Source organism: Stutzerimonas stutzeri (assembly GCF_013522825.1).
GTDB classification, from domain to species: Bacteria; Pseudomonadota; Gammaproteobacteria; order Pseudomonadales; family Pseudomonadaceae; genus Stutzerimonas; species Stutzerimonas stutzeri_AK.
Genome location: NZ_JAAMQZ010000055.1, coordinates 1 through 24,411 on the forward strand (window position 1 = coordinate 1; position 24,411 = coordinate 24,411).

Genomic DNA, 24,411 nt, shown 5'->3' on the forward strand with positions numbered 1-24,411 from the left:
CCTGCTGAGCTCAATCGGATATATCCCGCCTGCGGAGGCTGAGGCAAACTTCCACCAGCAACAAGCAGGTCAGGCCATGGCGGCCTGACTTAAACGAAACGGCCTCCACAAAACCCGGGGCGATTCAACTGTGGGGTGAATTTGACTCTGGGTAGCCGGTTTTGACGCCCTGTAGGCACGCTGCCATCCTCCCGGGCATCGGCCTAGATAAAACTACTGACGAAGCCTTCGGGCTTACATTAGCCACGAGCGGACTTGCATTAAATCTCAATGGACTCACGCTTTCTAAAAAAAACCAGAGCCACTTTCCAGAGGCAAAGATTAGTCGTCGTGACGGGTACTGACCTCTGGTGTGCAGGGGTGATCAGGCTCGGATGCCGCTCTCTTATCCGCGCGCGATATGAAGCGCTGATAGCATTCAAGGCCACAGAAGTGCACGACGTACTCGGTACCTTCCGGCGTCAGTGCGGCGTCAAGGGAAATTTCCTTGCAACATTCGCAGCAACTGATAGTGGGGGTGTCGTTTGCGTTCATGATGGGGTTTCTCCATCGTCCAAGAAAACCTAGTAACTCTTCCACACCTGCGATCGAACCTGCGCGCAGATCGACCTGCGGCTGGCAGTGCAGCAACAATTCCCAACGCTCCCAAGCCTGCCGCAACTCGGCAGCGGAGACCGCGCCGTGCTCCGAGCGGGTCACGCCCGCTTCCGAAAGGCCCGTAGAGCCGCTCTCAGGAAGAGGACGAAGAGAACCGTCAGCACGAGCGTCGCGAGGCTCCAATGCTCGCTGACGAAGGCCCCGGCCGCAGTCCCCGAGAGCAGTAATGCCAGCACCGGCAGATGGCAGGGGCAAGTGAGCGCGGCGAGCACACCCCACGTGTAGGCGTGCCAGCGGGGCATCTTGATTGATTCGGATTGGTTGGTATTACGCATGGGTGTGACCTTCGATGGCACGATGAGTCAGCCCGGCCAACTCCGTTTTCACTGCGTCTAAAGCTGCCAGCCGGGTCGCGATTTGCCCAAGCAAGCGGTCGATACACCCGATCACATCGGTACTATCGTCTGCATCGAGCGCTCGACAGAGCCGCGCCAATTCGTCGAGCCCGATACCGGACTCAAAGGCGGCACGTACGAAGCACAGCCGCGCCAGGGACCGCTCATCGAAAATGCCGTAACCGCTTTCCGTGCGCCGCGCGGGGTGCAGCAAGCCGCGCAGCATATAATCTCGGACTATATGGACACTGACGCCCGCGTCCTCGGCCAATCTGGATATGGAGTAGGCATTCATCGCCGACACTCCCGACCTTCACCGCAAACTGGGGCGCTCAGATATTTCCTTCCGGCTAGGCGCTCAGGTAGCCAGATGAGCAACGGTGCAGCTCCCAGAGCCAGTAGCAGCCACAACCTGGAGAGATGCTCGCCGTTTTGGTCAAACACATAAGCCAATAGCGCACCAACTGCGAGCAACAGGAAGTGAGGCCCCGTTATGTAGCAGTGAAGGCGGCGACAACGCGTGGCGTTGACCAGGCAGGCGCCGCCCATCACGGCCAGCGCGGCGCCTGCTGCCAGGAACAACGCGGGGCGTCGATTAGACAGAACAATCGCTATCGTCGCCACGACGGCAGGCAGGCCCCAGAAGCTGACCAACTGCCATGTCTTGCGTAGGCTGTCGCACCTACCGAGATCGTCTGCCGTGTTGCTCATGTTTCAACCTCCCTCTCTCATTACCCTGCGCAGCAGGACAATTGTTTGACGTCTTTGTTAAAGGTCTGTGCGGCGAGTTTCAGTCCCTCGACCATCGTCAGGTAGGGGAACAACTGGTCAGCCAATTCCTGCACGGTCATACGGTTGCGGATGGCGAGTACCGCCGTCTGGATCAGTTCTCCTGCTTCCGGGGCCACAGCCTGCACTCCCAGCAGTCGGCCGGAGCCCGCTTCGGCAACCAACTTGATGAAACCCCGCGTGTCGAAGTTGGCCAACGCGCGCGGCACGTTGTCCAGGGTCAAGGTGCGGCTGTCGGTTTCGATCCCGGCGTGCTGCGCTTCGGCTTCGCTGTAGCCGACGGTGGCCACTTGCGGATCGGTGAACACCACGGCCGGCATGACGTCGAGATTGAGCTTGGCCTCGCCGCCGGTCATGTTGATTGCCGCGCGGGTGCCAGCCGCTGCCGCGACGTAGACGAACTGCGGTTGGTCGGTGCAGTCGCCGGCCGCATAGATATCCGCTGCGCTGGTGCGCATGCGCTCGTCGATCTGGATGCCGCCGCGCTCGTCCAGCTGCACGTCGGCCGCTTCCAGGTTCAGGCCCTGGGTATTGGGCGTGCGGCCGGTGGCGACGAGCAGTTGGTCGGCACGTAACTCACCATGGTTGGTGGCCAGTACGAACTCGCCGTTGGCGTGGGACACCTGGCTGGCTTGCGTTTGCTCCAGCACTTCGATGCCCTCCATACGGAAGGCCTCCGTCACCGCCGCGCCGATGGCCGGGTCTTCGTGGAAGAACATCGCACTGCGTGCCAGGATCGTGACCTCGCTACCCAGCCGGGCGAAGGCCTGCGCCAGTTCCACTGCCACTACGGAGGCGCCGATCACGGCGAGCCGCTTAGGGATTGTATCGCTCGCCAGTGCCTGGTCTGAGGTCCAGTACGGCGTGTCTTTCAGTCCTGGAATCGGTGGAACGGCCGCGCTTGCGCCGGTGGCGACCAGGCAGCGGTCGAAGGCTACGATGTGCTCGCCACCCTCGGCCAGTTTCACGCTGAGCGTGTGGCCGTCCTGGAAACGGGCGGTGCCGCGCAGCACGCTGATCGCCGGCGTGCTCTCCAGGATGCTTTCGTACTTGGCGTGGCGCAGTTCGGCGACACGGTCTTGTTGCTGCGCGAGCAGACGTTCGCGTAGGACGGTCGGCGTCATGGCGGAAAGCCCGGCGTCGAACGGGCTCTCGCGGCGCAGATGGGCCACATGCGCGGCACGAATCATGATCTTGGAGGGCACGCAGCCCACGTTGACGCAGGTGCCGCCGATGATGCCGCGCTCGATCAGGGTGACGCGGGCACCGCCTTCCACCGCCTTGAGCGCGGCCGCCATGGCGGCGCCACCACTGCCGATGACCGCGACGTGGAGCTTGTCGCCCTCTTTCCCGGCGTCAGTGCTGCTCAACCAACCCCGTGCCTTATCGAGCAGGCCAGGACGGGCTTGTACCATGGCGTCTTCGAACGCCGCTCGATACCCCAGGGCCTCGACAGCGGCCTGCATCTGCTCACGGCTTGCGCCCTCGTCGACCTTCAGTTCGGCCTTCCCGCTGGCGTAGGAAACATCCGCCCGATGCACGCCCGGAATCTTCTCCAAGGCCTCTTTCACATGCACGACACAGGAGGCGCAGGTCATACCAATGATTTTCAGTTCGGTCATTTCGTTACTCATTAGATCGTCTCTTGTCAGGTTCACTGGTTTGGCGGCGTCGGACAGGCATCCGGCCCACAACGGCGATGAGCGGGCGACACGAGATCCCATATCGACACCCCAAACATGAGGGCCAGGCCGATATAGAGCAGCCAACCGCTCCGCCAGCCATAAGCCCGCATAAAAAATACCGCTGCCAGTACCAGGGTAGGACCGATCAGGCCGAGCGCAGTCCGTCGCCACTGCCGATGATTGAGCCAGCCGAGGGCATTGACGAGCAGAGCCAGTCCAGCAAACAGAGGCAGCAGCGTGGTGATGAACAGGCCTTCCCACTGGCTCAAAAAGCCCAGACCGAACGCGGCCCCCAGACTAGCAAGGGCGGGAAAGCACATGGCGCAGCCTATGGCAGAAATCAGCACGCCGACGGAGCCGGCTTTGTCACCGATCCGCGTGAACAGATTGAGAGGATTTGCCATCGGAAGTCCCTCCTATTGCTTGACGCTGGACGGATAGCCAGCGTCCTCGGTCGCCTTAGTCAGCGCCAGGGCATTGGTCTTGGTATCGTCGAAGGTGACGATGGCCTCGCGGTTCTCGAAACTCACCTCAGCCTTGGTCACGCCATCGACCTTGGTCAACGCCGTCTTCACCGTAATCGGGCAGGCGGCGCAGGTCATGCCCGGCACCGCCAGGGTGACGGTCTGCGTGGCCGCCCAGACGGGTGTGGCGACCAGGCTGGCGAGGGCTAAGGATGCGAGCAGTTTTCTCATGGTGAACTCCTGATCAGTAGAACAAGGGAAGGATGTAGGGGAAGCCGAGCGCGACCAGCACCAAGGCCGCCACCAGCCAGTACAGCAGCTTGTAGGAGGTACGTACCTGAGGGATGGCGCAGACCTCGCCCGGTGCGCAGGCTTGAGCGGGGCGGAAAATGCGCCGGTAGGCGAAGAACAGCGCCACCAGTGCCGCGCCGATGAAGAGCGGGCGGTACGGTTCCAGCACGGTCAGGTTACCGATCCAGGCCCCGCTGAATCCCAGGGCGATCAGAACCAGCGGCCCCAGGCAGCAAGCCGAGGCGAGGATGGCGGCTAGCCCGCCAGTGAAGAGCGCCCCGCGCCCGTTTTGAGGTTCAGACATACGCTTGCCCTTTCAAATTTGGTTTGGATAGCTTAAGCTTACTTCCGTAGTTATGTACGGAGTCAAGCGATATGGAAAAAATTTGGAGAATCTGACCATTGGCGTTTTTGCCAAGGCGGACGGGGTCAATGTGGAGACCATCCGGTTCTACCAGCGCAAGGGCCTGCTGCCGGAGCCAGACAAGCCCTATGGCAGCATTCGCCGCTATGGCGAGGCGGATGTAACACGAGTGCGGTTCGTGAAATCGACCCAGCGGCTGGGCTTTAGCCTGGACGAAATCGCCGAGCTACTGCGGCTGGAGGATGGCACCCATTGCGAGGAAGCCAGCGGCCTGGCCGAGCACAAGCTCAAGGATGTGCGCGAGAAGATGGCCGACTTGGCACGCATGGAGGCCGTGCTGTCTGAACTGGTGTGCGCCTGCCATGCGCGGAAAGGGAACGTTTCCTGCCCGCTGATTGCGTCACTGCAAGACGGAACGAAGCTCGCTGCATCGGCGCGGGGGAGTCACGGGGTGACTACGCCTTAGCGTGCTTTATTTTCCGAATTCTGAGACGACCCCAATACTGTGTCGCGGCTCAAGAAGCAGTGGGAGGCTGAGCACGCCGAGTGGCAGAAGCGGGGCTTATCAGAGCAGCGCTACGTCTACTGGTGGGCAGACGGCGTGTACAGCAACGTGCGCATGGATGACCGTCTGTGTCTGCTGGTGATCATCGGCGTCACTGAGCAGGGCCGCAAGGAGTTGGTCGTCGTCGAGGATGGGCAGCGTGAGTCAGAGGCCAGCTGGAAAGAGCTGCTCACGGGGCTACGCGAGCGCGGGCTGACGACGGCCCCCAAGCTAGCGGTTGGCGACGGCGCCATGGGCTTCTGGGCGGCGTTGAGCAAGGTCTATCCAGAGACCGAGCACCAGCGCTGCTGGGTCCATAAGACTGCCAACGTATTGAATAAACTGCCGAAATCCGTGCAGCCCAAGGTCAAGGCCGACCTCCATGAGATCTGGATGGCCGAGACCCGCGATGAGGCGCACAAGGCTTTCGATCGCACGGTGAAACGCTTCGAGGCCAAGTACCCCAGAGCCATGGAGTGCCTGGCCAAGGATCGGGAGGAGCTGCTGGCGTTCTATGACTACCCGGCAGAACACTGGGTGCATATCCGCACCACCAACCCGATCGAGTCGACCTTCGCCACGGTCCGCCTGCGGAGCAAGCGCAGCCGGAACTGCGGCTCCAGAGCGACGACCCTGGCGATGGTCTTCAAGCTGCTTCAGAGCGCCCAGAAGCGCTGGAAGCGGATCAAGGGGTTCAACAAGCTGGAGCTGGTCGTGAACAACGTCCAGTTCAAGGACGGCGAACCCTTGACCGATCAGTCAGACAGGACTGCCGCCTGACCGGCCATACACAGAATTTGACAATAACTCGCGTTACTTAGCGGAAAGCGCTCGCCATGCCAAGCTAGATACCACCAGCCGTTATTTGCACACCGAAGCCGATGAGTGGCATCAAGAGCAGCAGCGCCACCGCTTGAAAACGCCCCCAAAAGCAGGGGCTGAAACGTTATAATAGCCGCGACTGTGATTCATCAACGCAAAGGATACGCCATGGCAACTTCAGGCGCAGAGCTAGCCCAACAGGAGCTGGTCGAAGAGTTTGAGATGTTTGATAACTGGATGGACCGTTATCAGTACATTATTGATATGGGAAAGCAGCTGCCTGACTTTCCGGAGGAGCGTCGTACGGAAGAATATAAAATCCAAGGCTGCCAATCCAACGTGTGGACGTGCCATGAACAGGCAGGCGACAAACTGGTGTTCAAGGCTACATCGGATGCTGCCATCGTATCAGGGTTAATTGCCGTATTGCTGCGTATCTATAGTGAGCGCACAGCCGAAGAGATCAATCAGACCGAGCCGCATTTCTTGAAAGATCTCGGGCTTGATAAGCACCTTTCACCCACGCGCAGTAACGGCCTGCACGCCATGTTAGAGCGTATCTATCAGGTGGCTAAGCAAGGATAAACGTTAGTGGCGGCAGAAGGTTGAGCGGCAACGCTCAGTAGGGCGGTCGTCATTTTCACGGCAGAGCGCTTCGCTGCGCCCACCGGGCACCGGATCCATGCCGCCTGGGCTGCCTGGGTGGCATTTCACGATGCGTTTGACAGCCATCCAGCCGCCTTTGAAAGGGCCGTGCACCTGGATGGCCTCGATGGTATAGGAAGAGCAGCTTGGCCAGAAGCGGCAGCGAGGGCCAAGCAGTGGGCTGATGGTGTATTGGTAAACGCGAATACAGCCCACCATCACTGCTGTTAGCAGCTTAAGAAAAACCTGTTTAATGGCGAACAGCCAATTTTTCACGGCGCTTTTTTACCGTATAGCGTGGCCGGATCAATCAGCGGCTCGCTGGTAATCTTGGCGCTGTCTGCACCGAGCGACACATAAAAGCAGCTGCGACGGCCGGAATGGCACGCGGGACCAGTTTGCTCCACCTGAACCAGCAGCGTATCACCATCGCAATCTAGCGCTGCGCTTTTAAGGCGCTGTTGCTGTCCTGATGTCTCACCTTTGCGCCATAGCTTTTGGCGCGAGCGTGAGAAGTAGCAAACTCGCTGCGTTGTTAACGTCTCTTCCAGGGCTTCTCGGTTCATCCACGCCATCATCAGTACTTCGCCCGTATCATGTTGCTGGGCAATGGCGGGAATCAGGCCGTCTTCATTAAAGCGAATGGCATCTAGTAGCGTTGCAAGCTTGGGCAGGGAAGCTGTTGTGGTCGCTGACTCTAACGCCTTAAAAAGCTGTTGAGGGGCGAGTTCATCAAATTGGGACATTAGGCATTACTCACGGATCGGCATGCTTGACATAAGCCCTGAAGCTCAATCGTTTGGCGCTCAACGTTGAAGCCTTGGCGCTGGGCCAGGGCGGCAAGCTGATCGCTAATTTCATCAAGGTGCAGCTCTTCGACGTAGCCGCACTGGCGACAGATAGTGAGGTTATGCACTGGACGCCAACTCGCCTAAAGAGGTCTCGATCACCATCAGCTCTTTTCGGCGCACATCGATCTTCCGACGCAGTTGCTCGACACATCCGTGTACGCACTTGCTATCGCCTGCATCCAACGCCCTGCAAAGTCGCGTTAACTCGTCGAGCCTGGGTCCCGACTCGAAGGCCACGCGCAGGAAACGCAACCGTTCCAGTGTTTTGGCATCGAAAACGTTGTAGCCACCTTCGGTTCGCCAGGCGGGATGCAACAACCCGCGCATCAAGTAGTCGCGCACAACATGCACGCTTACGCCTGCATCTTCAGCAAGCTTCGAAATCGAGTAGGCATTCATGCCGTGTTTCGCTCGCTGTCTTCTAACAGCTTATGCGCGATCAGATGTCCGAGACCGAATGCATTCTCGACAGGCACGAGCTCTATCCCCGGGTGCGTCGAAGCCCATGCATTTGCAACAGAAGGCGATGCAAAAAAATGCACATGACAGCAAAAGGAACAGCGAATGTCGGGTGAAGCATCCGGCGTTAGCAGAGACACCATTGTTTCCGCCGGTTCAACCTGAAGCACTGCTTCTGGCGCAACTGTGAGCGTAATCGGCCTGCCGGTGGCAGCACAGCGCGACGTGACACGGGCTGTTTTGCCAATCAAAGCGGGAAACATCAAGGTGTCGAGCGCACACCAGGTGTATAAACGGCGGCCATCCACTTCAAAAACGTGAGGGGTTTCGCGTAGCGTCAGGCCCAGTCCAATGATATTGCCCTGCTCGTCATATTCGGTACCGGGCGCCGGCTCAAGTACAGTTGCAACCCTCTGCCCAGACCATCCGAGTGCGGTGCCGAGCGCTTCGCGTGACACAGGCCTTCCCATCACAAGCTGACGAAGCAGGGTGACGAAGAGGGTTGCGAACTCTTCTGGATGATTGCCAGATGAGAGGCTCTCGGCAATCTTTTTGGAATATATAGTCTTGTCCAATTTCCACCTCCAACATCCAAGCAGCGGTTACGCGGCATAAACCCACCCTTGGCGATTACATGCCGCGCTTTTCAAAGATCACGTCAGCGTGCGCTTTGCCGGCGTTTCCATTCCTGGACCAGCAATTGCGCTTGCTGCACCTGTTCGGGCTTCATTTGAGCCGCATAGTCGGCAATGACTTTTGCTGCCGTTGGTTCTCCTGACGCTGCTGCCAGACTCATCCACTTGTAGGCCTGAACCTGGTCGCGCGCGACCTCACCGAGCCCCTTCGCAAACAGTTGAGCCAGCCTGACTTGAGCCTGCGTGTGTCCCTGCTCGGCAGAGAGGCGGTACCACTTGAACGCCTGTGCATCGTCGGCAGGAGCCGCACGCCCTTTCTTATACATACCGTCGACTTCGCTTGCGTAGAGGCGCCCCAGGTTGAACTGCGCATCAGCTTCACCCTGCTCGGCCGCCCTGCGAAACCACTGGATCGATGCAGCATGGTCTTGTTTTACGCCCATACCGCATTTGTAGGCAAGACCCATGATGTTCTGCGCCATGGCATCGCCCGCCCTCGCTTTCTTTTCCCAGCCGTCGACGGTCTCCGGCGCCAATGTTTCGATCGCTGCTCCCAGCTTAGAAAAGTCGTAGGCCGCCAGCGCATTGTTTGACAAGCCAAACGCTGCAGTACCCGCCAACAGAATGGTTAAGCATGCACGGGTGCAACGTGCTGTTAGTCTAATATCGCAAAACATAAAAACTCCTCTGTCGCTCTTTTCGTGTCCTTGGTTTAGCCCGCACAGCACGATAGCTGTGTCACATCCTTCGAGAAAGTCTGTGCCACCAGTTTGAGACCTTCCACCATGGTGAGGTAGGTGAAAAGTTGGTTGGCAAGATCCTGGACGGTCATGCGAGCCCGGATGGCAATCGCGGCAGTCTGGATGATCTCGCCTGCTTCCGGTGTTACAGCCTGAACCCCAAGAATGCGTCCAGATCCAGCCTCAGCGACAAGCTTGATAAAGCCGCGCGTGTCGAAGTTGGCGAGTGCACGCGGCACATTGTCGAGCGTGAGAGTACGACTGTCGGTTTGCAGGCCGATGCGCTGGGCTTCTGCTTCACTGTAGCCAACCGTGGCAACTTGCGGATCAGTGAACACGACTGCCGGCATAGCGTCGAGATCGAGCGTTGCGTCGCCGCCGGTCATGTTAATGGCCGCACGAGTGCCGGCCGCTGCCGCCACATAGACGAACTGCGGCTGGTCGGTGCAGTCGCCGGCCGCGTAGATGTTCGGGCTACTGGTGCGCATGCCCTTGTCGATGACGATGGCCCCCTGCGCATTGACGGCTACCCCCGCCGCTTCCAATGCCAGGCTGCGCGTGTTCGGTGTCCGGCCGGTGGCGACCAGCAGCTTGTCGGCGCGCACTTCGCCCTGTCCAGTGGTCAGCACGAATTCGCCGTCCACATGGGCGACTTGGCTGGCTTGCGTATGTTCCAGTACCTTGATTCCTTCGGCACGGAAGGCGGCTGTGACGGCCTCGCCGATGGCAGGGTCTTCGCGGAAGAACAGCGTGCTGCGCGCAAGGATCGTGACCTGGCTACCCAGCCGGGCGAAGGCTTGCGCCAGTTCCAGCGCCACCACCGACGAGCCGATGACGGCCAGGCGTTCGGGAATGGTGTCGCTGACCAAGGCCTCGGTCGAAGTCCAGTAGGGTGACTCTTTCAGGCCCGGAATCGGCGGCATGGCCGGACTGGCACCCGTGGCGACCAGGCAGCGGTCGAACATCACGACGCGCTCACCACCCTCGTTCAAACTAACGATAAGGCTCTGGTCGTCCTTGAAACGCGCTTCACCGTGCAGAACGGTGATGGCTGAATTGCCGTCCAGGATGCCTTCGTACTTGGCATGACGGAGTTCTTCGACACGGGCCTGCTGCTGGGCCAGCAGCCGCTCGCGCAAGATCGTCGGCGGTGTGGGTGGCATGCCGCCGTCGAATGGGCTTTCCCGGCGCAGATGGGCGATGTGGGCGGCGCGGATCATGATCTTGGACGGCACACAACCGACGTTGACGCAGGTGCCGCCGATGGTGCCGCGCTCAATCAGCGTGACCTGCGCGCCTTGCTCGACGGCCTTCAGTGCTGCCGCCATCGCGGCTCCACCGCTGCCGATCACGGCGACTTGCAACGGGCGCTCGCCGCCGCTGCCCTTGTCGGCGGCACCCATCCAGCCGCGCACCTTGTCGAACAGCCCAGTGCGGTTGTCGGTCGGCGGGGCATCGGCGAGCATCGCTTTGTAGCCCAGGCCAGCCACGGCGGCGGTCAGTGCGTCCGGCGCTGTGCCTGGATCAAGGGCGAGCTGGGCCGCGCCCTTGGCATAGGACACTATGGCAGATTGGACGCCGGGTACTTTTTCCAGCGCTTCCTTGACGTGCGCCGCGCACGAGTCGCAGGTCATGCCGGTGATTTTTAGATGGGTCATGCGACAGATCCTTTTTCGTTTGTGGTAGCAGACAAGGGCGTCAGATGTGCTGCGCTGCCGTTTTCAGTGCCTCACTTCTTGACGCTGGACGGATAGCCTGCGTCTTCGGTGGCCTTGGTCAGCTTCTGCACGCTGGTCTTGGCATCATCGAAGGTGACAACCGCTTCGCGTGTCTCGAAGGTCACGTTAACTTTGCTGACGCCTTCGACCTTGGAAATCGCCTTCTTGACGGTGATCGGGCAGGTGGAGCAGGTCATGCCCGGTACGGACAGCGTGACGGTCTGGGTGGCGGCGAACACGGGGGCAACGAAAGCGGCGAGAGCGAGGGAGGCAAACAGTTTTTTCATGATGAACTCCTGGTTAGTAGAAAAATGGCATGACGTAGGGAAAACCAAGCGCGACCAAGACCAACACGGCGACGAACCAGAAAATGAGCTTGTAGGTGGTGCGCACTTGCGGAATCGCGCACACCTCGCCCGGCTTGCAGGCTGCGGTCGGTCGGACGATGCGCCGCCAGGCAAAGAACAGTGCAACCAGCGCCGCGCCGATGAAGATCGGGCGATAAGGTTCCAACACCGTCAAGTTGCCGATCCAAGCGCCGCTGAACCCCAGGGCGATCAGAACCAGCGGCCCCAGGCAGCAAGCCGAGGCGAGAATCGCCGCAAGCCCCCCGGCGACAAGAGGGGCGCGCCCGTTTGATGGTTCAGACATGCATTTCTCCTTTCGAGCATTTGATCGATGGTTTAAGGTTAGTCCCGTAGTCATGTACGGAATCAAGCGGTATGAAAAACAATTTGGAAAGCCTGACCATTGGCGCTTTCGCCAAGGCGGCCGGGGTCAACGTGGAAACCATCCGGTTCTATCAACGCAAGGCGCTGTTACCCGAACCGGACAAGCCCTACGGCAGCATTCGCCGTTACGGTGAGGCGGATGTCGCCCGGGTGAAATTCGTTAAATCCGCGCAACGGCTGGGCTTTAGCCTCGATGAAGTGGCCGGGCTGTTGAGGCTGGATGACGGTGCTCACTGCGATGAAGCGCGTGTGCTCGCCGAGCAGAAGCTTGGGGATGTGCGTGGCAAGCTCGCGGATCTGCGACGGATCGAGTCAGTTTTGGAGCAACTGGTTCACGACTGTTGTGCGAGCCACGGGACTGTTTCCTGTCCGCTGATCGTTTCGCTGCATGGGGACAACTCGGGCGTTAACCGAGGATTTCCCGTTGCGTAAGGCGCCCCTGTTGGTCGGCTTGCGCTTAGAAAAAAGCGGCGCTCAATGAGCGCCGCTGAATGGCCAAAGGAGCACTTGCAAAGGGCACAGTTTGGTATTGCTATTTGCCCTCGCGCCTCAGCAGAGTGGGCTCACGTTGCATCTGGTCGAGTAGCACAGGCTCTACTTTGCAGGCGGACAGGCGGGCTGCGCTTCGCTACGGCCTGCCGCCGTGGGGCCCAGTTGCTTAATCTCCTTGACGGTTTCCGCCACCAGGGTCGCTTCAGCCCTCTCGCGTGCAGCAATTCGCTCAATCGCTCGGTCGCTCCCGCCCTCGGCCCATACGGTGGATGACAGCAGAGTCGCACCCACTACCAGCAGCAGTCTTAGGTGTTTCATAACGGCGATCTCCTCTCGGGTTTTCGATCCACGATTCAACTCTACCTCCGTAGTTAAGTACGGAATCAAGGAGAGAGGAGATGAAGGTCCTGGATTATGGCGCTGAGAGGAAATGGCAGGGCTCCGCCATGAAGACGGCGATTGCTTCAGGGCCGTCTAGGGCTGCTGCTGGGTCGTAGTCGTAAATTTTTTCGCTCATTCTGACCTCCACTCGCTGGCGAGTTTTTTAGCCGCTTCAATATCACGGCTTTGGCTGCTTTTGTCGCCGCCGCACAACAGCAAAACGAATTCATCACCTCGCTGCTGGAAATAGGGGTTGGGGGAGCAACGGAACAGAAAGTGCACTTAAGCTCAGTCGCTGCCCCGCAAACCCTTGCAACGTCTGGATAGTTTCGAAAAACGACCGTTTTATGAAACCGTTTCCGCTATCGCGAGGAAAGGTCACCAACACCCGAAAATCAGTGCAATAAACCTTTCTCACGAATCAAAGTTCGTTAATTCGCAGTCGCTGACGAGTAAAACGAACTCTAATTCGGCTTACGTTGGTTTTCAGTTCCATTGCTCCCCAACCCCCAGCTTCTGCCCGAAGCGCAGTTACTGGTGAATGTCAGCAACGATGCCTGGTTCGGCAGCTCGCTCGGCCCCCTCCAGCATTTCCAGATGGCACGCATGCGTGCCATCGAAACCGGACGTGACCTTCTTCGAGCCACGAACACCGGTATCACAGCAGCCATCAATCATGAGGGCAAAGTGCTCAAGCGTGCTCCGCAGTTCGAAGTGGCCACCCTCAGCGCCGAAGTGACACCGCGAACTGGCGCGCCCCCTTATGTGCGCTGGCGGGATTGGCCTGTCCTTGGCCTGACCGCACTCGGACTCGGCCTGCTCCTGCTCCGTCGAATTCGTCGGCATCATCGGTTGGGTACATGACGCTTGTTATTTAGCAGCGAGCAAATTCTAGATTGGGTCAGGAGGAAGGGGATATGTCTACTTATGGCAGTCGGCTCGCAGAGAAAGCCCACGAGCCGGGAAAGGCGATGCGCTGGCTGTGGCTCTCGCTCCTGTTACTGTTTGTCGATCAGGCAAGCAAGTACCTTGCCAGCACCATGCTAGCGCATGGTGAAAGCGTGCCTGCCGCACCCTTCTTCAATTGGGTCCACCGCCACAATACGGGGGCGGCCTTCAGCTTTCTCGCGGATGTCGGCGGTTGGCAGCAGCCGCTTTTCATCGGACTGGCCCTGGTTATCTCGATATTACTGGTGTACTGGCTTTGGCGTTCACCACGCGTACTGAGTTATCGGCTCGCCCTCAGTGCGATCCTCGGCGGCGCGTTGGGCAATGTCGCAGATCGCTTGCGGTTAGGCTACGTAGAGGATTTTCTCGATTTTCACTATGCCCAGTGGCACTGGCCATCGTTCAACCTAGCGGACGTATGGATCTTCCTCGGTGTCGCCCTCTTTATTTGGGCGGAAATACGACATCAACCAGGCAGCCGCCGCCGCTGAATCGCCTAGCGTCTTCGCTATCGCATGCTTGACTTCCGGAATAGGCGCGTCCTGGGCCTTGATAAGGCGGCACGCCTTCATGAGCCAGCTGTACGTTCCTGATGCACGACTGCTGCCAAGGGCTCTGCTGCATCCTAACCAATCTGGAAGAGCGCACCCTGCTGGACCTGCTACCCGGTCGTCAGCAAGAGAGGGTGACAAGACGCCTCATGAGCATGGCCAACCGCCACCAGGTCGAGATCGTCAGCATGGACATGTGGAAGCCCTACCGCCGCGCCTTCCAGACGGTGCTGCCACAGGCCCGTATCGTGGTCGATAAGTTCCACGTCGTGCGCATGGCCAACGAGGCCTTAGAGAAGATCCGCAAAGGCCTAAGGAAGGAGTTGAAGCCCAATCAGCGCCGGACCCTCAAAGGTGACCGGAAAATCCTGCTGAAGCGCGCTCACGACGTTTCAGACCGCGAACGGCTCATCATGGAGACCTGGACAGGAGCATTCCCCCCAGCTCTTGGCGGCTTACGAGCACAAGGAGCGCTTCTACCATATCTGGGACTGTACCAATCGGCGTGGTGCCGAACAGGCTCTCGCCACCTGGATTGACAACATCCCTCAGGGGCAGAAGGAGGTTTGGAAGGATCTCGTCAGCGCCGTCAGTGGCTGGCGTGAAGAGATGCTGACCTACTTTGAGACCGACATCCCGATCACCAACGCTTTCACGTAGTCGATAAACCGCCTAGCCAAGGACAAAAACCGTGATGGCCGGGGCTATTCGTTCGAGGTAATGCGAGCCCGGATGCTCTATACCACCAAGCACAAGAAGAAGGCGCCACAAGTCAAGGAATCCCCGTTTCTGGGCAGAGCCACCATGACCTACAACATGGGACTCCCCGAGCCTGAGAAGAACTTCGGTGTCGATCTATCAACCTTCTGGAAGGACTAAGGGTTGGATGGGGCTGGAAGGCCCATCAACCACTTAATCCGGATACCCATTTAAAAATAGCAGGGCTACTTGGCGTCGGCTGTTTCCAATATGCCTTCGGTGGGCCTGCCCAGTGGTCTTGCCCACTCGCTCCTTTCAGACGACATCGTAACGTTACGATAACGTAGCGCTACGATGTTACGGAGCTGACTCCTGTCCGGCAGCCGGTGCCTCCAGCAGTACTGAAGGCTCCACCCCCAGCGCCTCGGCCAGCTTGAAGATGTTGAGTAAGGCGATGTTGCGTTGCCCACGCTCAACACCCCCTAGGTAGCTGCGCGCCAAGCCACTTTCCAGTGCCAGGCGTTCTTGCGACCACCCTCTGGTCTTTCTGATTTCTATCAGCTTCAGGCCGAAGCGTAGTCGGGGATCAAGGGCCATATTTCTCTCTTCTTAAAGAGAAATGACTCTATGAGTACCCCCTCTATAGGGCTACGCCCGATAAGTACCCGCACTATGAGTGACAATTGAATGCAGGCCCCATAAAATGGCCTCTATGAGTAACAAAATGGGGGAAATGACGTATGGCAAGCGTCTGGAAGACTGCGGGGGTGGGAGCGGCGGCGGGGCTGGCAGTTCCGGTGGCTGGGCTTTCAGGTCTTGCTGCCGCTGGTCTTACGCTGATTCTTGTACTGGCGATGTTCGGCATAGGGCCTGCGCGCCTGTCACAGACGTCGCTGTGGGGGCTGCTGACCAGTGAGCTGATGCTCTATCTGCTGATTTCGCTGGCGATCTTCACGCTGTCCTTCCGCTTTCTGGCACGTTTGCAGGCTCGCTATCAGGCCCTTGTCGCCAAAATCAACGCCCAGCAGGGCCTGTCATTCGATGCTGGACAACTCTTGGGCTACCCCGCGCCGGCCTTTCTGGTGTTTGACCGGCAGCATCGCAAACTGGCTGTCTGTTCAATCGTGGATGAAACCTGGCGAATCCACGACTTCTCCTGGCTGCTTGGTTGGCGGATGACCTGGCGCGAGGTCGAGAGCATGGAGATGAACGGCGGCAGCCGTCAGGTCAACGCCAGCGGCATGAGCGTGCCGACCTTCGAGCGCACGGTACGCGCCAAAAACTTCGCCATCGAGCTGCAAACCGCCGATCCGCAACGACCAGTGCTCAGTTTTCCCATGAGCCGTCGGGCGGCGGAAACCTGGTGCGCCCGGCTCAATACCCTCTTCAACGGATAACCTCGCGAGGAACTGCGATGAAACACTACCGGAGCTTGCTGCTTCTGCCTTTTGTATTGACGGGCTGCGCCACAACCGACATGCAGGGGGCGTTGGATTCCCTGAACGGACTAGGACACTCCATTGGAACCAGTCTGTCGCAAGCGGCTACGCCCGCAAGCGCGGCAAGTCGCAACAGCTTGCTGGGCACTCCACTGCATAACGCCTTGCGCCACAATCTGTCTACCGACGGTCGCGCCCCGGAGTGGCCCAAGGTGGTGATCAGCAATCTGCAAATTCCGGCTGATCAGATGACGCTGACCCGCAGCCTCACGCTCAAAGCCAGCGATTGCATTCACTTTGACGCAGTGCTCTGGCACGACGCCAAGCGCTCCGAGCGCTTCAGCAATCTGTCGCTTTGCGCACCGGAGTTGCCGAAACAGTCGAACAATTTCGTGCTGACCTGGAAGAGCTTTTCCATCTCCGGAAAAACCAGTGGTCAGGTTCGCAGCGACGGCCCAATCCCACCGTACAGTAAGTTGCCCGGCGACCCAGCGATGGAACGCTGGCTGATGAATCAGTTCGGCCTTTACTATGTCGGTTCACTGTTGACGCTGGTCGGCTATGACCCCAACTTCACGGTCGATGACCGCCGCTTCTGGATCAGGAACATCAAGGGATGAAAGCGTTGCTGCTGGCGGCCATGCCAGTGATGCTGATGGATGGCACTGCCCCAGACCTCAACCACTGGTTGCGGATCGAGCCAGCCATCGTCGCCGCCGTGGAATGCCGTCAAGCCTTGCCGTTGCACGTACTGGACGGCATTGCGCCCAATGCTCCCGGCAGTTGGTCGCTGACACCGGCACGCAGCTTCACAGTGTTCGGGTTGCCGGTGACGCGTATCGAGCTGTTCATCGACCCGGATGGTGAATTGGGTGCGAGCTATACCGCAGTGATCGAAAAGCGCAGCCTGGAACAGGTGCGCAAGCAACTGAAGCTTGCCAGCCAGCGCGGGCGCATCGGCCAGCTCTCGGCAGATCAGCCCAGCGCAGAGGTTCAAGTGACTTGCACGGTCGCCGCAACGGGGCAAGGGTGAGCATTCAGCGCATCCTCTCCGGCGGCCAGACCGGCGTAGACCGGGCGGCGCTGGATTTCGCCATTGCCCGGCAGATTCCGCACGGCGGCTGGTGCCCGGCAGGCCGACGGGCCGCTGATGGCGTACTGGATGCTCGCTACCAGTTGATGGAGACCGAATCCAGCGGTTATCGCCAGCGCACCAAACGCAATGTGCTGGACGCTGATGCCACACTGATCATTTACCGGGACAGGATCGAAGGTGGCAGCCTGCTCACTCGCGATCTGGCGACGGGACACGGCAAGCCGCTACTGCTGTGCGATTTGCATGACCCTGCAGAAGAGCTGTTGGCGGCATGGCAAGACTGGTTGCTTAGCCATCCCGTCGCTATTCTCAACATTGCTGGCCCGAGTGAAGCACGCAACCCCGGTATCTACCTGCAGGCGAGCGCACTACTGGAGCTTTTTTGGAGCAAGGAACATGAGCCGATCTGATGCCCGCTGCGCGACACCCTATATCTACTCGGGTGAGTTGCAGATCCGTCCCGAAGTGGATGCCGCGCTGGCTGCGCTGAAAGACAAACCCTACACCGCCATCCCTAGCTGGAAAAATGACGGAACCTGGGAGCTGTGGACGGTGGAAGGCGACGGCGAAACCAAGCCCTGCATCATCAGCGGCCCATCGACCACTTACCCCAGCGAGGCCGATGCACTGGCCGCCGGTGCGGCCTGGCTATCCGGACAACGCTGAGCAACCTCAATTCCATCCCTCGCTGACAAAGCCAACGCCACGGCGGCTGATCTCCACCAGCGGCCTGATGTCTTGCACCTGGACGACTCCTCGGTCATCACGAGCTGCCGAGCCCAAGGCCCGCTGCAGAACCAGACGCACACTGCGCGGCGGCAAGGCTTGCAGACGGGACAGGACATCATCACCCAGTCGATCGGCAAAAGCTGTGCCCCAGCTGGACTCGTCGCGGAGCCGGTTGTAGATCGACTGCGCAATGCTTCTGACCTGCTCCGGCTTGGGCGGTTGAATGTGCAGCACTGTCAGCCGTGAGCGCAGCGGCCCTGGAATCGCTTCCAGCTCATTCGCGGTCGCCATCCAATTGACATGACTGGCGTCGATGGAGAAATCACGGATCGACAGGTCGATGAAATTCCGCGCACTGCGCGGTTCCAGCAAGGTATAGAGCGCCGCCAGCGGATCGTATTGCGGTCGCCCGTTGCTGGCCTTATCCAGCTCATCGAGCACCACCACCGGGTTAGCCAGCGGCTGGTAGGCCAGCAGCTCGAAAAGCTGGCCTGGCTCGGAATTGCTCCAAAATGATTCGGAACCGGCGAGCGGCGAACTTGATTGCGTACTCGCCATGTCGAAGACCCGGAACGGTAGCACGAGCTGATCGGCAAGCCAGCGTGCCGCCTCGGTTTTGCCGATGCCCGCCGGGCCGACCAGCAACACGGCAGGCCAGGACACCCGGCCATCGCCCAGACTGGACAAGGCGAAGTGATCACGCATCAGCTCGGCCAGTTCATGGAAGTTTGGAAAAGCCAGCGCGAACTCATCCAGAAGGGTTTTCCAGTCCGAGGGCAGCAGGCCCAGTTGGCGGCTACCATGGCCCGCCCGCTTGATCCGCTCCGCCATCGCCTGCGCGCGCTTGAACTTGTCGTCGCCTTTCGGTCGGTGGCGATCCACGAACGCCTCCAGCCCAGCTTCATCGAGAAAGACGATGCTCGGCAAGAGTATTGATTTAGCGGTTTCTGTCGGCTGCTCCTGAACCTGTTCCGGTTTGGCTTCACTCGGGACTGGCTCATCCTCAACAGCCATGGCGGCGCGTACATCTTCAGTCGTCACCTTACCCAGATCGTGCACTACCTGCTGTACCCCCTGTTCGACGATGAGCTGGCGGCTGCGGCGCACTTCTTCGGCAAACAATCCTTGGATGCCGTCGTGTTGCGGACAGCGTTGCGGACGGATGCCGTCCCCGACAACCTGTACACCGCAAACGGGGCATTTTTGCAGCGAAAGGTGCTTGGTCTGGGCAATCAGATCGAACACTGCTGCTGCACGTTCGCTGTGGCGTCGCGGCGGCTGGTAATGAATGGCCAAGCGATCCCGGTTGCAGCTCACTGACAGTGAGCCCTTGAGTGCGAGCACTGTGGGCGGCAGCAGGCATTCCACCTGGGCAAACAGATGTGCCACCACTGCCAAATGCCCCGGCGCGGGTTCGACGATTTGCCGCGCAAGCCAGGGATGCTGCTCCTTGAGTGCAGCAATGGCTGCTTCGTATTCCCGCAGGCGCAACGGACGGGCTTGCTTTGGCTTACGCATGATGGCCTCCAAAATAGCCTAACTATAAATTACTATAACATCGGCTTGCGCGAATCGCCAAACTCCTCACTCTCGTCTTGTCGGCCAATAAGTCTTATAGTGATTTACAGTGAATTCACAGAGCCCGACATGCCAACCCTTGCCCCCGAACAATTGCCAGCCCTTGCCGCCGCCTTGATACGACTGCGCGGGGAAACGCTGGGGCGGATCGCTGAAGCCACCGGTATCCGCACTGCCAACCTCTCGGTCTGGCTACGTGGTAAGGAGCAGGTGATCTCCGCCAAACGACTAGTCGGCCTGTTGCACCACCTCGGTGTGGAAGGCGGGCGCCTGCGTACCGACGTGTTGCACCAGTGGCAGGATCGTGGGGCACTGGATGACAGCAAGCTCGTGCTAGGCAAGCTGCTGGCCGACAAGCAGTCGGTGTGGTTGTTTCAGGATGAGCAGCCGGGGCTTATCAAGACCCGCTTTCTGTTGGCTGGCGATGTGCTGATCCGCATGGAGATCGAGCCGGGCGTCGATCAAGCCCTTGATTTGGCGACAGTCGTCAGGGTGGATCGTGTCATCACCACACCTACGGCATTGGCCGGGGTGCCAAGTGAATCACTTGAGTCAGCACGTAGCGCACTTTTGGCACTGGCGGAGCAGGCTGCTGCGGACGTGGGGGACGAAGAGCTGCTGGAAGGGCTGATGTTCCGTCTGAGCGAAACTGTTGATAGCAATATTGCTTCCCCGCAAGGTTGGCAACGATTGGAGCAGGCGCTGCGCTTTGCATTCAACGCAGGAGCACAACCTGCTGACATCGCCCGCGTAGTTGACGCCCATTTCCGCAGCGGCGGCAATGCGGACATGCCGCCAACTGAGTAGACAAAAAATGCGCTGTTTCCAGCCATCGGGTTTCCAAATCCTGCGGCGCTGATCGCAATGACTTTTAGCTGGTCACATGCCCCGTTACTCCCTATTTAGGCTTGCGTACATACTGATTGTGCATTGCTTTCTTTCCAACGCTCTGCTGTTCGGGCACATGGTCAGGCACCAGAAGTCCTATTTCCGATTGCGTACATACCAACATCGGCGGGCGTGCATTCCAAATCCCTTGACTGTTATTGCTTATCTTGTGCCCAGGCGAGGGAGTAACGTGGCATGGCGCTTTGTGACCAGCAAAAATTATCTGTGCGATCAGGTCGGGCTGCCGGCTAACTGTGTAAACAGTGTGGCGGCATGCTGGCAACAACGTGGCAACCTTGTGCGAACAATGTGTTGAATGGGTGGCAAGGATGGTGGCGACAATGTGGTCACCCTATGGCGACAGTGTGTAGCCATGGTGGTGACAGTGTGGTGCTGCGCCCTTTGTTACCACATTCAACTTACAGCGAACGCAGTCAAAGGCAATCGGGATGCTTCCACAGCACCTAAATGGTAGACTTCAGACGATTTAAGACGACTTTCAATCGCAACCTCCGAGCGCCATCGACATGAGCACAGAACCGTGGGTTACCGCCGAGCACGTCGCCCAGCACTTGGGCGTGGCCAAGGACACCGTGTACCGCTGGCGCGAGCGCAAGGGTCTGCCCGCGCACCGCGTAGGGCGGCTGTGGAAGTTCCAGCTCTCGGAAGTGGATGAGTGGGTACGAGCGGGAGGTGCCGATGAAGAATCGGGCGATGGGAGCGAACAAAAATGAATCCAGCAGGGGAAGGTGACGCGTGAGCTTGGAAGGGCAACTCCTTGACCAAAAGTCCTTGCGGGCCGTGACTGGCAAGACGGCGGACTGGAACGAAATTGCTAAGGATTGCATTGCCTTTGCCAATGCAACCGGTGGCCGCCTACTGCTGGGGATCGAGGATGGCCAGAGGGAGCCTCCCGCCGATCAGCGTGTCCCTCCAGACCTGCCTGACACATTGCGCCGCAAGCTGGCAGAGCGCACCGTCAACGTGACGGTGCTGCCGGATATCACTACCGCCCCAAATGGTGGCCAATACATCGAATTGCGAATTCCGCGCGCCATGGCCGTTGCGTCCACCACGGACGGCCGCTACTTCCTGCGCGTGGCCGATCAAAGCAAGCCCGTGACGGGCGATGACGTGATGCGCCTGGCCAGCGAGCGTTCCGCCTTGCCGTGGGAAACGCAAACCACCCTGCATGTTCCACGTACCGAGATTGATGTCGCCAAACGCGACAGGCTGCTCGCAGCCTTGCGCGCATCGGATCGCGTCAAGCCTTCCGTGAAGGAGAAGTCCGACGACGAACTGCTCGATCACTATCAGCTCGCACAAGGGCCGAACCTCACCAATCTGGGCGTGCTCAGTCTCGGTCGCCAGCATCATCGTGCTCAACTGACCACCGCTCCGGTCATCCAGTTCATCAAGTACGACGAGCACGGACAGAAGGTCAACAAGCTGGTCTGGGACGACCACACGCAAAGCCCGATGGAATTGATCGAAGCGGTCTGGCAGGAGGTGCCTGACTTCCGCGAGCGCTACGAGCTTCCTGATGGCCTGTACCGTCAGAATGTGCCCGCTTTCGATGAGATCGTGGTGCGCGAACTATTGGTCAACGCGTTGGTACACCGCCCCTACACCCAGCGCGGCGACATCTTCCTGAACCTACATTCGGACCGGCTGGAAGTGGTCAACCCCGGACCTTTGCCGCTGGGCGTCTCGCCGCGGAACATCCTCCACACCACGGTACGCCGCAACGAACACCTGGCACGCCTGTTCCATGACTTGAGACTGATGGAGCGGGAAGGCAGCGGCTTCGACAAGATCTTCGAAGTGCTGCTCTCGCAAGGCCGCCCGGCTCCCGAGTTGATCGAGACCCACGACCGCGTGCAGGTGACGGTGCGCCGCCGCATCCTCAAGCCCGAGATCATCGACTTCATTGCAAAAGCAGACCAGACCTATCAGCTCACGCAGCGCGAGCGGATCGCATTGGGCCTGTTGGCGCAGCACGATGCGCTGACGGCACGCGAGCTGGCAACCTCGCTTGAGCTGCCGTCGGTTGAAGCATTGCAACCTTGGCTAAAGCGCCTACTGGACTGGCAGTTGGTACAAAGCGCCGGGCGTACCCAGGCAACACGCTACTTTGTTGACCCCAGTTTGCTGCGCAGCCTCCAGTTCACCGGCGAAACCACCCTCAAACGCATTGAGCCACACCGCTTGGCCGCGCTGGTACTGGAAGACCTGCAGCGCTACCCCAGGTCGGCCATCAGCGACATTCACCAGCGCGTCGGCGGCGAAATCCATCCCAAGCAAGTCAAGCGCGCGCTGGAAGAGCTGATCGGGCGCGGGGAAGTCCGCTTTGAGGGTAACAAGCGCTGGCGGCGCTACTGGGCGGTGGCATGAGCAGCCTATCGGACAACCTGCGCACTATCGTCGATAGGCGGGCGATAGAAGCCGGGCGATATGTTGGTGACCGCCTGAAGAATCAAGGATTTCTATCGACCCAAGGTGAAGAAGGCCGGGAGATAGAACGCGGCCCTATTGCCGTAACAACCCATTTACTCCTGCTCAAGCATTGCGCCTGAGCAGGGCTCAACGAATCGAAACAGGACTTTAAAATGACAAGCAATGAACAGCGCGCCGCCCTACAGCGCAAGATCTGGGATATCGCCAATGACGTGCGCGGTGCCGTCGATGGCTGGGACTTCAAGCAATACGTACTGGGCACCCTGTTCTATCGTTTCATCAGCGAGAACTTCACCGACTATATCACTGGCGGAGACGCGAGCGTGGACTACGCCGCCATGGCAGACGATGAGGAGAGCATCGAGGCCGCCAAGGATGACGCCATCAAGACCAAGGGCTACTTCATCTATCCCAGCCAGCTGTTCGTCAACGTCGTGGCCAAGGCCAGCACCAACGAAAGCCTGAATACGGACCTTGCCAATATCTTCAAGGCCATCGAAGCCTCGGCGAACGGCTACCCGTCCGAGCACGACATCAAAGGGCTGTTTGCGGATTTCGACACCACCAGCAACCGCCTGGGCAATACCGTCAAAGACAAGAACGAACGCTTGGCCAAGGTGCTCAAACGGGTGGCGGAGCTGGATTTTGGGGGGTTCGACGCCAGCCACATCGACCTGTTCGGCGATGCCTACGAGTTCCTGATTTCCAACTACGCGGCCAATGCGGGGAAATCCGGCGGCGAGTTCTTCACCCCGCAGCAGGTCTCCAAGCTGATTGCCCGATTGGCGATGCATGGGCAATCCAGCATCAACAAGATCTACGACCCGGCCTGCGGTTCCGGCTCGCTGCTGCTGCAAGCCAAGAAGCAGTTCGACGACCACATCATCGAAGAAGGCTTCTATGGGCAGGAAATCAACCACACCACGTACAACCTGGCGCGGATGAACATGTTCCTGCACAACATCAACTACGACAAGTTCAACATCCAGCTCGGCAACACGCTGACCGAGCCGCACTTTGGCGACGAAAAGCCCTTCGACGCCATCGTCTCCAACCCCCCCCTATTCGGTGAAGTGGATCGGCAGCGACGACCCGACGCTGATCAACGACGAACGCTTCGCCCCGGCCGGTGTGCTTGCGCCCAAGTCCAAGGCCGACTTTGCCTTTGTGCTGCACGCGCTCAGCTACCTGTCCAGCAAGGGCCGCGCTGCGATCGTCTGCTTCCCCGGCATCTTCTACCGGGGCGGTGCCGAGCAGAAAATCCGCCAGTATCTGGTGGACAACAACTACGTCGAAGTGCGACACGAAGTCGCTTAATGAAGTTGTTCCCCTTGGTGGGAACCACCCGTGTCACCGGGTGAATCTAGAAGGCTGAATCAAGAGCGCCTTCGACAATGGAACGAGGCATCGCAAGGTGCGGGGT

General features: G+C 59.3%; 33 protein-coding genes and 4 pseudogenes. 16 read left to right on the top strand and 21 right to left on the bottom strand.

What is annotated here, in order from left to right:
* Positions 1 to 321 precede the first annotated feature (321 nt).
* The 8 genes from G7020_RS22075 to merT (G7020_RS22110) form a co-directional block, all read right to left on the bottom strand.
* Positions 322 to 534 carry a DUF3330 domain-containing protein gene (locus G7020_RS22075; RefSeq protein WP_032805095.1) on the bottom strand — a complete coding sequence of 71 codons (213 nt, stop codon included), beginning with the start codon at positions 532 to 534 and terminating at the stop codon, positions 322 to 324.
* Positions 535 to 695: 161 nt separating this feature from the next.
* Positions 696 to 932, bottom strand: coding sequence for a broad-spectrum mercury transporter MerE (merE, locus tag G7020_RS22080; RefSeq protein ID WP_017849613.1), 237 nt, complete (start codon positions 930 to 932; stop codon positions 696 to 698).
* Positions 925 to 1,287 (bottom strand): mercuric resistance transcriptional repressor MerD, encoded by a 363-nt coding sequence (gene merD / locus G7020_RS22085; RefSeq protein WP_017849614.1) that lies wholly within the window; start codon positions 1,285 to 1,287, stop codon positions 925 to 927. The genes merE and merD (G7020_RS22085) overlap by 8 nt, the downstream gene beginning before the upstream one ends.
* Positions 1,284 to 1,703 (bottom strand): hypothetical protein, encoded by a 420-nt coding sequence (locus G7020_RS22090; RefSeq protein WP_017849615.1) that lies wholly within the window; start codon positions 1,701 to 1,703, stop codon positions 1,284 to 1,286. Before G7020_RS22090 ends, merD (G7020_RS22085) begins: the two co-directional genes overlap by 4 nt.
* 20 nt (positions 1,704 to 1,723) lie before the next feature.
* The gene (merA, locus tag G7020_RS22095) at positions 1,724 to 3,403 is read right to left on the bottom strand and encodes a mercury(II) reductase (protein ID WP_031633059.1); all 1,680 of its coding nucleotides are present in this window, start codon (positions 3,401 to 3,403) and stop codon (positions 1,724 to 1,726) included.
* Positions 3,404 to 3,435: 32 nt separating this feature from the next.
* Complete coding sequence (gene merC / locus G7020_RS22100; protein ID WP_003131881.1) at positions 3,436 to 3,870, bottom strand: organomercurial transporter MerC; 435 nt, start codon at positions 3,868 to 3,870, stop codon at positions 3,436 to 3,438.
* 12 nt (positions 3,871 to 3,882) lie between these two features.
* Positions 3,883 to 4,161, bottom strand: a complete 279-nt coding sequence (gene merP / locus G7020_RS22105; protein ID WP_003131880.1) for a mercury resistance system periplasmic binding protein MerP — start codon at positions 4,159 to 4,161, stop codon at positions 3,883 to 3,885.
* Positions 4,162 to 4,174: 13 nt separating this feature from the next.
* A complete protein-coding gene (gene merT, locus G7020_RS22110; protein WP_023102385.1) occupies positions 4,175 to 4,525 on the bottom strand; it encodes a mercuric ion transporter MerT in 351 nt (116 codons plus the stop codon).
* A gap of 52 nt (positions 4,526 to 4,577) precedes the next feature.
* On the opposite strand from merT (G7020_RS22110), the gene merR (G7020_RS22115) reads away from it, so the two are divergent.
* From merR (G7020_RS22115) to G7020_RS22125, 3 genes and pseudogenes are all read left to right on the top strand, one after another.
* Complete coding sequence (merR, locus tag G7020_RS22115; RefSeq protein WP_054889723.1) at positions 4,578 to 5,051, top strand: Hg(II)-responsive transcriptional regulator; 474 nt, start codon at positions 4,578 to 4,580, stop codon at positions 5,049 to 5,051.
* Between the two features lie 33 nt (positions 5,052 to 5,084).
* Positions 5,085 to 5,909: pseudogene (locus G7020_RS22120) on the top strand (IS256 family transposase); the annotation flags it as partial.
* A gap of 210 nt (positions 5,910 to 6,119) precedes the next feature.
* Entirely contained in the window at positions 6,120 to 6,536 is a 417-nt protein-coding gene (locus G7020_RS22125; RefSeq protein WP_033869425.1) for a SufE family protein, read from the top strand.
* Between the two features lie 3 nt (positions 6,537 to 6,539).
* On the opposite strand, the gene yidD is transcribed toward G7020_RS22125, so the two are convergent.
* The 9 genes from yidD to merT (G7020_RS22170) all read right to left on the bottom strand — a co-directional run bounded on the left by yidD (position 6,540) and on the right by merT (G7020_RS22170) (position 11,650).
* A complete protein-coding gene (gene yidD / locus G7020_RS22130) occupies positions 6,540 to 6,872 on the bottom strand; it encodes a membrane protein insertion efficiency factor YidD (RefSeq protein ID WP_034389870.1) in 333 nt (110 codons plus the stop codon).
* Positions 6,869 to 7,342, bottom strand: a complete 474-nt coding sequence (gene hisI / locus G7020_RS22135; RefSeq protein ID WP_034389874.1) for a phosphoribosyl-AMP cyclohydrolase — start codon at positions 7,340 to 7,342, stop codon at positions 6,869 to 6,871. The genes yidD and hisI overlap by 4 nt, the downstream gene beginning before the upstream one ends.
* Positions 7,342 to 7,512, bottom strand: coding sequence for a transcriptional repressor (locus tag G7020_RS24395; protein ID WP_196484667.1), 171 nt, complete (start codon positions 7,510 to 7,512; stop codon positions 7,342 to 7,344). Before G7020_RS24395 ends, hisI begins: the two co-directional genes overlap by 1 nt.
* Positions 7,505 to 7,846, bottom strand: a complete 342-nt coding sequence (merD, locus tag G7020_RS22145) for a mercuric resistance transcriptional repressor MerD (protein WP_033869424.1) — start codon at positions 7,844 to 7,846, stop codon at positions 7,505 to 7,507. The genes G7020_RS24395 and merD (G7020_RS22145) overlap by 8 nt, the downstream gene beginning before the upstream one ends.
* On the bottom strand, positions 7,843 to 8,481 hold the full coding sequence (merB, locus tag G7020_RS22150; protein WP_033917449.1) for an organomercurial lyase MerB: 639 nt from the start codon (positions 8,479 to 8,481) through the stop codon (positions 7,843 to 7,845). The genes merD (G7020_RS22145) and merB overlap by 4 nt, the downstream gene beginning before the upstream one ends.
* Before the next feature lie 83 nt (positions 8,482 to 8,564).
* Positions 8,565 to 9,218: a phenylmercury resistance protein MerG gene (merG, locus tag G7020_RS22155; RefSeq protein ID WP_033869423.1), complete on the bottom strand. Its 654-nt coding sequence runs from the start codon at positions 9,216 to 9,218 to the stop codon at positions 8,565 to 8,567.
* Positions 9,219 to 9,253: 35 nt separating this feature from the next.
* Positions 9,254 to 10,939 carry a mercury(II) reductase gene (gene merA / locus G7020_RS22160; RefSeq protein WP_034036508.1) on the bottom strand — a complete coding sequence of 562 codons (1,686 nt, stop codon included), beginning with the start codon at positions 10,937 to 10,939 and terminating at the stop codon, positions 9,254 to 9,256.
* A gap of 71 nt (positions 10,940 to 11,010) precedes the next feature.
* The gene (gene merP / locus G7020_RS22165; protein ID WP_003131872.1) at positions 11,011 to 11,286 is read right to left on the bottom strand and encodes a mercury resistance system periplasmic binding protein MerP; all 276 of its coding nucleotides are present in this window, start codon (positions 11,284 to 11,286) and stop codon (positions 11,011 to 11,013) included.
* Positions 11,287 to 11,299: 13 nt separating this feature from the next.
* Positions 11,300 to 11,650: a mercuric ion transporter MerT gene (gene merT / locus G7020_RS22170; RefSeq protein WP_033869416.1), complete on the bottom strand. Its 351-nt coding sequence runs from the start codon at positions 11,648 to 11,650 to the stop codon at positions 11,300 to 11,302.
* A 71-nt stretch (positions 11,651 to 11,721) separates the two neighbouring features.
* Between merT (G7020_RS22170) and merR (G7020_RS22175) the strand changes: the two genes are divergently transcribed.
* Positions 11,722 to 12,162, top strand: coding sequence for an Hg(II)-responsive transcriptional regulator (gene merR / locus G7020_RS22175; protein ID WP_003131870.1), 441 nt, complete (start codon positions 11,722 to 11,724; stop codon positions 12,160 to 12,162).
* A 162-nt stretch (positions 12,163 to 12,324) separates the two neighbouring features.
* Here merR (G7020_RS22175) and G7020_RS22180 read toward each other — a convergent pair whose 3' ends face one another.
* Both G7020_RS22180 and G7020_RS24200 read right to left on the bottom strand, forming a co-directional pair.
* A complete protein-coding gene (locus tag G7020_RS22180; RefSeq protein WP_017849619.1) occupies positions 12,325 to 12,540 on the bottom strand; it encodes a co-regulatory protein PtrA N-terminal domain-containing protein in 216 nt (71 codons plus the stop codon).
* A gap of 195 nt (positions 12,541 to 12,735) precedes the next feature.
* Positions 12,736 to 12,852 (bottom strand): annotated as a pseudogene (locus G7020_RS24200) (type II toxin-antitoxin system RelE/ParE family toxin); the annotation flags it as partial.
* A 246-nt stretch (positions 12,853 to 13,098) separates the two neighbouring features.
* Here G7020_RS24200 and G7020_RS22185 point away from each other — a divergent pair.
* From G7020_RS22185 to G7020_RS22195, 3 genes and pseudogenes are all read left to right on the top strand, one after another.
* Positions 13,099 to 13,467: a nitrilase-related carbon-nitrogen hydrolase gene (locus G7020_RS22185; protein WP_258189440.1), complete on the top strand. Its 369-nt coding sequence runs from the start codon at positions 13,099 to 13,101 to the stop codon at positions 13,465 to 13,467.
* A gap of 53 nt (positions 13,468 to 13,520) precedes the next feature.
* Positions 13,521 to 14,042: a signal peptidase II gene (gene lspA / locus G7020_RS22190; RefSeq protein ID WP_008930575.1), complete on the top strand. Its 522-nt coding sequence runs from the start codon at positions 13,521 to 13,523 to the stop codon at positions 14,040 to 14,042.
* A gap of 128 nt (positions 14,043 to 14,170) precedes the next feature.
* Positions 14,171 to 14,981, top strand: a pseudogene (locus G7020_RS22195) (ISL3 family transposase); the annotation flags it as partial.
* A 177-nt stretch (positions 14,982 to 15,158) separates the two neighbouring features.
* Here the strand turns inward: G7020_RS22195 and G7020_RS22200 are convergent.
* Entirely contained in the window at positions 15,159 to 15,398 is a 240-nt protein-coding gene (locus G7020_RS22200; protein WP_017245572.1) for a helix-turn-helix domain-containing protein, read from the bottom strand.
* Positions 15,399 to 15,541: 143 nt separating this feature from the next.
* Between G7020_RS22200 and G7020_RS22205 the strand changes: the two genes are divergently transcribed.
* From G7020_RS22205 to G7020_RS22225, 5 genes are read left to right on the top strand one after another with little or no spacing between them, the layout of a single operon-like run.
* On the top strand, positions 15,542 to 16,198 hold the full coding sequence (locus tag G7020_RS22205; protein WP_181087062.1) for a hypothetical protein: 657 nt from the start codon (positions 15,542 to 15,544) through the stop codon (positions 16,196 to 16,198).
* Between the two features lie 17 nt (positions 16,199 to 16,215).
* The gene (locus G7020_RS22210; protein WP_046720606.1) at positions 16,216 to 16,860 is read left to right on the top strand and encodes a hypothetical protein; all 645 of its coding nucleotides are present in this window, start codon (positions 16,216 to 16,218) and stop codon (positions 16,858 to 16,860) included.
* A complete protein-coding gene (locus tag G7020_RS22215; protein WP_043218884.1) occupies positions 16,857 to 17,273 on the top strand; it encodes a hypothetical protein in 417 nt (138 codons plus the stop codon). Before G7020_RS22210 ends, G7020_RS22215 begins: the two co-directional genes overlap by 4 nt.
* The gene (locus G7020_RS22220; protein WP_023446985.1) at positions 17,270 to 17,746 is read left to right on the top strand and encodes a putative molybdenum carrier protein; all 477 of its coding nucleotides are present in this window, start codon (positions 17,270 to 17,272) and stop codon (positions 17,744 to 17,746) included. Before G7020_RS22215 ends, G7020_RS22220 begins: the two co-directional genes overlap by 4 nt.
* Positions 17,733 to 18,002, top strand: a complete 270-nt coding sequence (locus tag G7020_RS22225) for a hypothetical protein (protein ID WP_017936950.1) — start codon at positions 17,733 to 17,735, stop codon at positions 18,000 to 18,002. The genes G7020_RS22220 and G7020_RS22225 overlap by 14 nt, the downstream gene beginning before the upstream one ends.
* Before the next feature lie 6 nt (positions 18,003 to 18,008).
* On the opposite strand, the gene G7020_RS22230 is transcribed toward G7020_RS22225, so the two are convergent.
* Positions 18,009 to 19,583, bottom strand: coding sequence for an AAA family ATPase (locus tag G7020_RS22230; RefSeq protein WP_181087063.1), 1,575 nt, complete (start codon positions 19,581 to 19,583; stop codon positions 18,009 to 18,011).
* Between the two features lie 129 nt (positions 19,584 to 19,712).
* On the opposite strand from G7020_RS22230, the gene G7020_RS22235 reads away from it, so the two are divergent.
* From G7020_RS22235 to G7020_RS22250, 4 genes and pseudogenes are all read left to right on the top strand, one after another.
* Positions 19,713 to 20,450: a hypothetical protein gene (locus G7020_RS22235; protein WP_181087064.1), complete on the top strand. Its 738-nt coding sequence runs from the start codon at positions 19,713 to 19,715 to the stop codon at positions 20,448 to 20,450.
* A 608-nt stretch (positions 20,451 to 21,058) separates the two neighbouring features.
* Positions 21,059 to 21,265, top strand: a complete 207-nt coding sequence (locus G7020_RS22240; RefSeq protein WP_043218891.1) for a helix-turn-helix domain-containing protein — start codon at positions 21,059 to 21,061, stop codon at positions 21,263 to 21,265.
* Between the two features lie 67 nt (positions 21,266 to 21,332).
* Complete coding sequence (locus tag G7020_RS22245) at positions 21,333 to 22,925, top strand: ATP-binding protein (RefSeq protein ID WP_219852804.1); 1,593 nt, start codon at positions 21,333 to 21,335, stop codon at positions 22,923 to 22,925.
* Positions 22,926 to 23,140: 215 nt separating this feature from the next.
* Positions 23,141 to 24,284 (top strand): annotated as a pseudogene (locus G7020_RS22250) (type I restriction-modification system subunit M); the annotation flags it as partial.
* Positions 24,285 to 24,411: the final 127 nt, after the last annotated feature.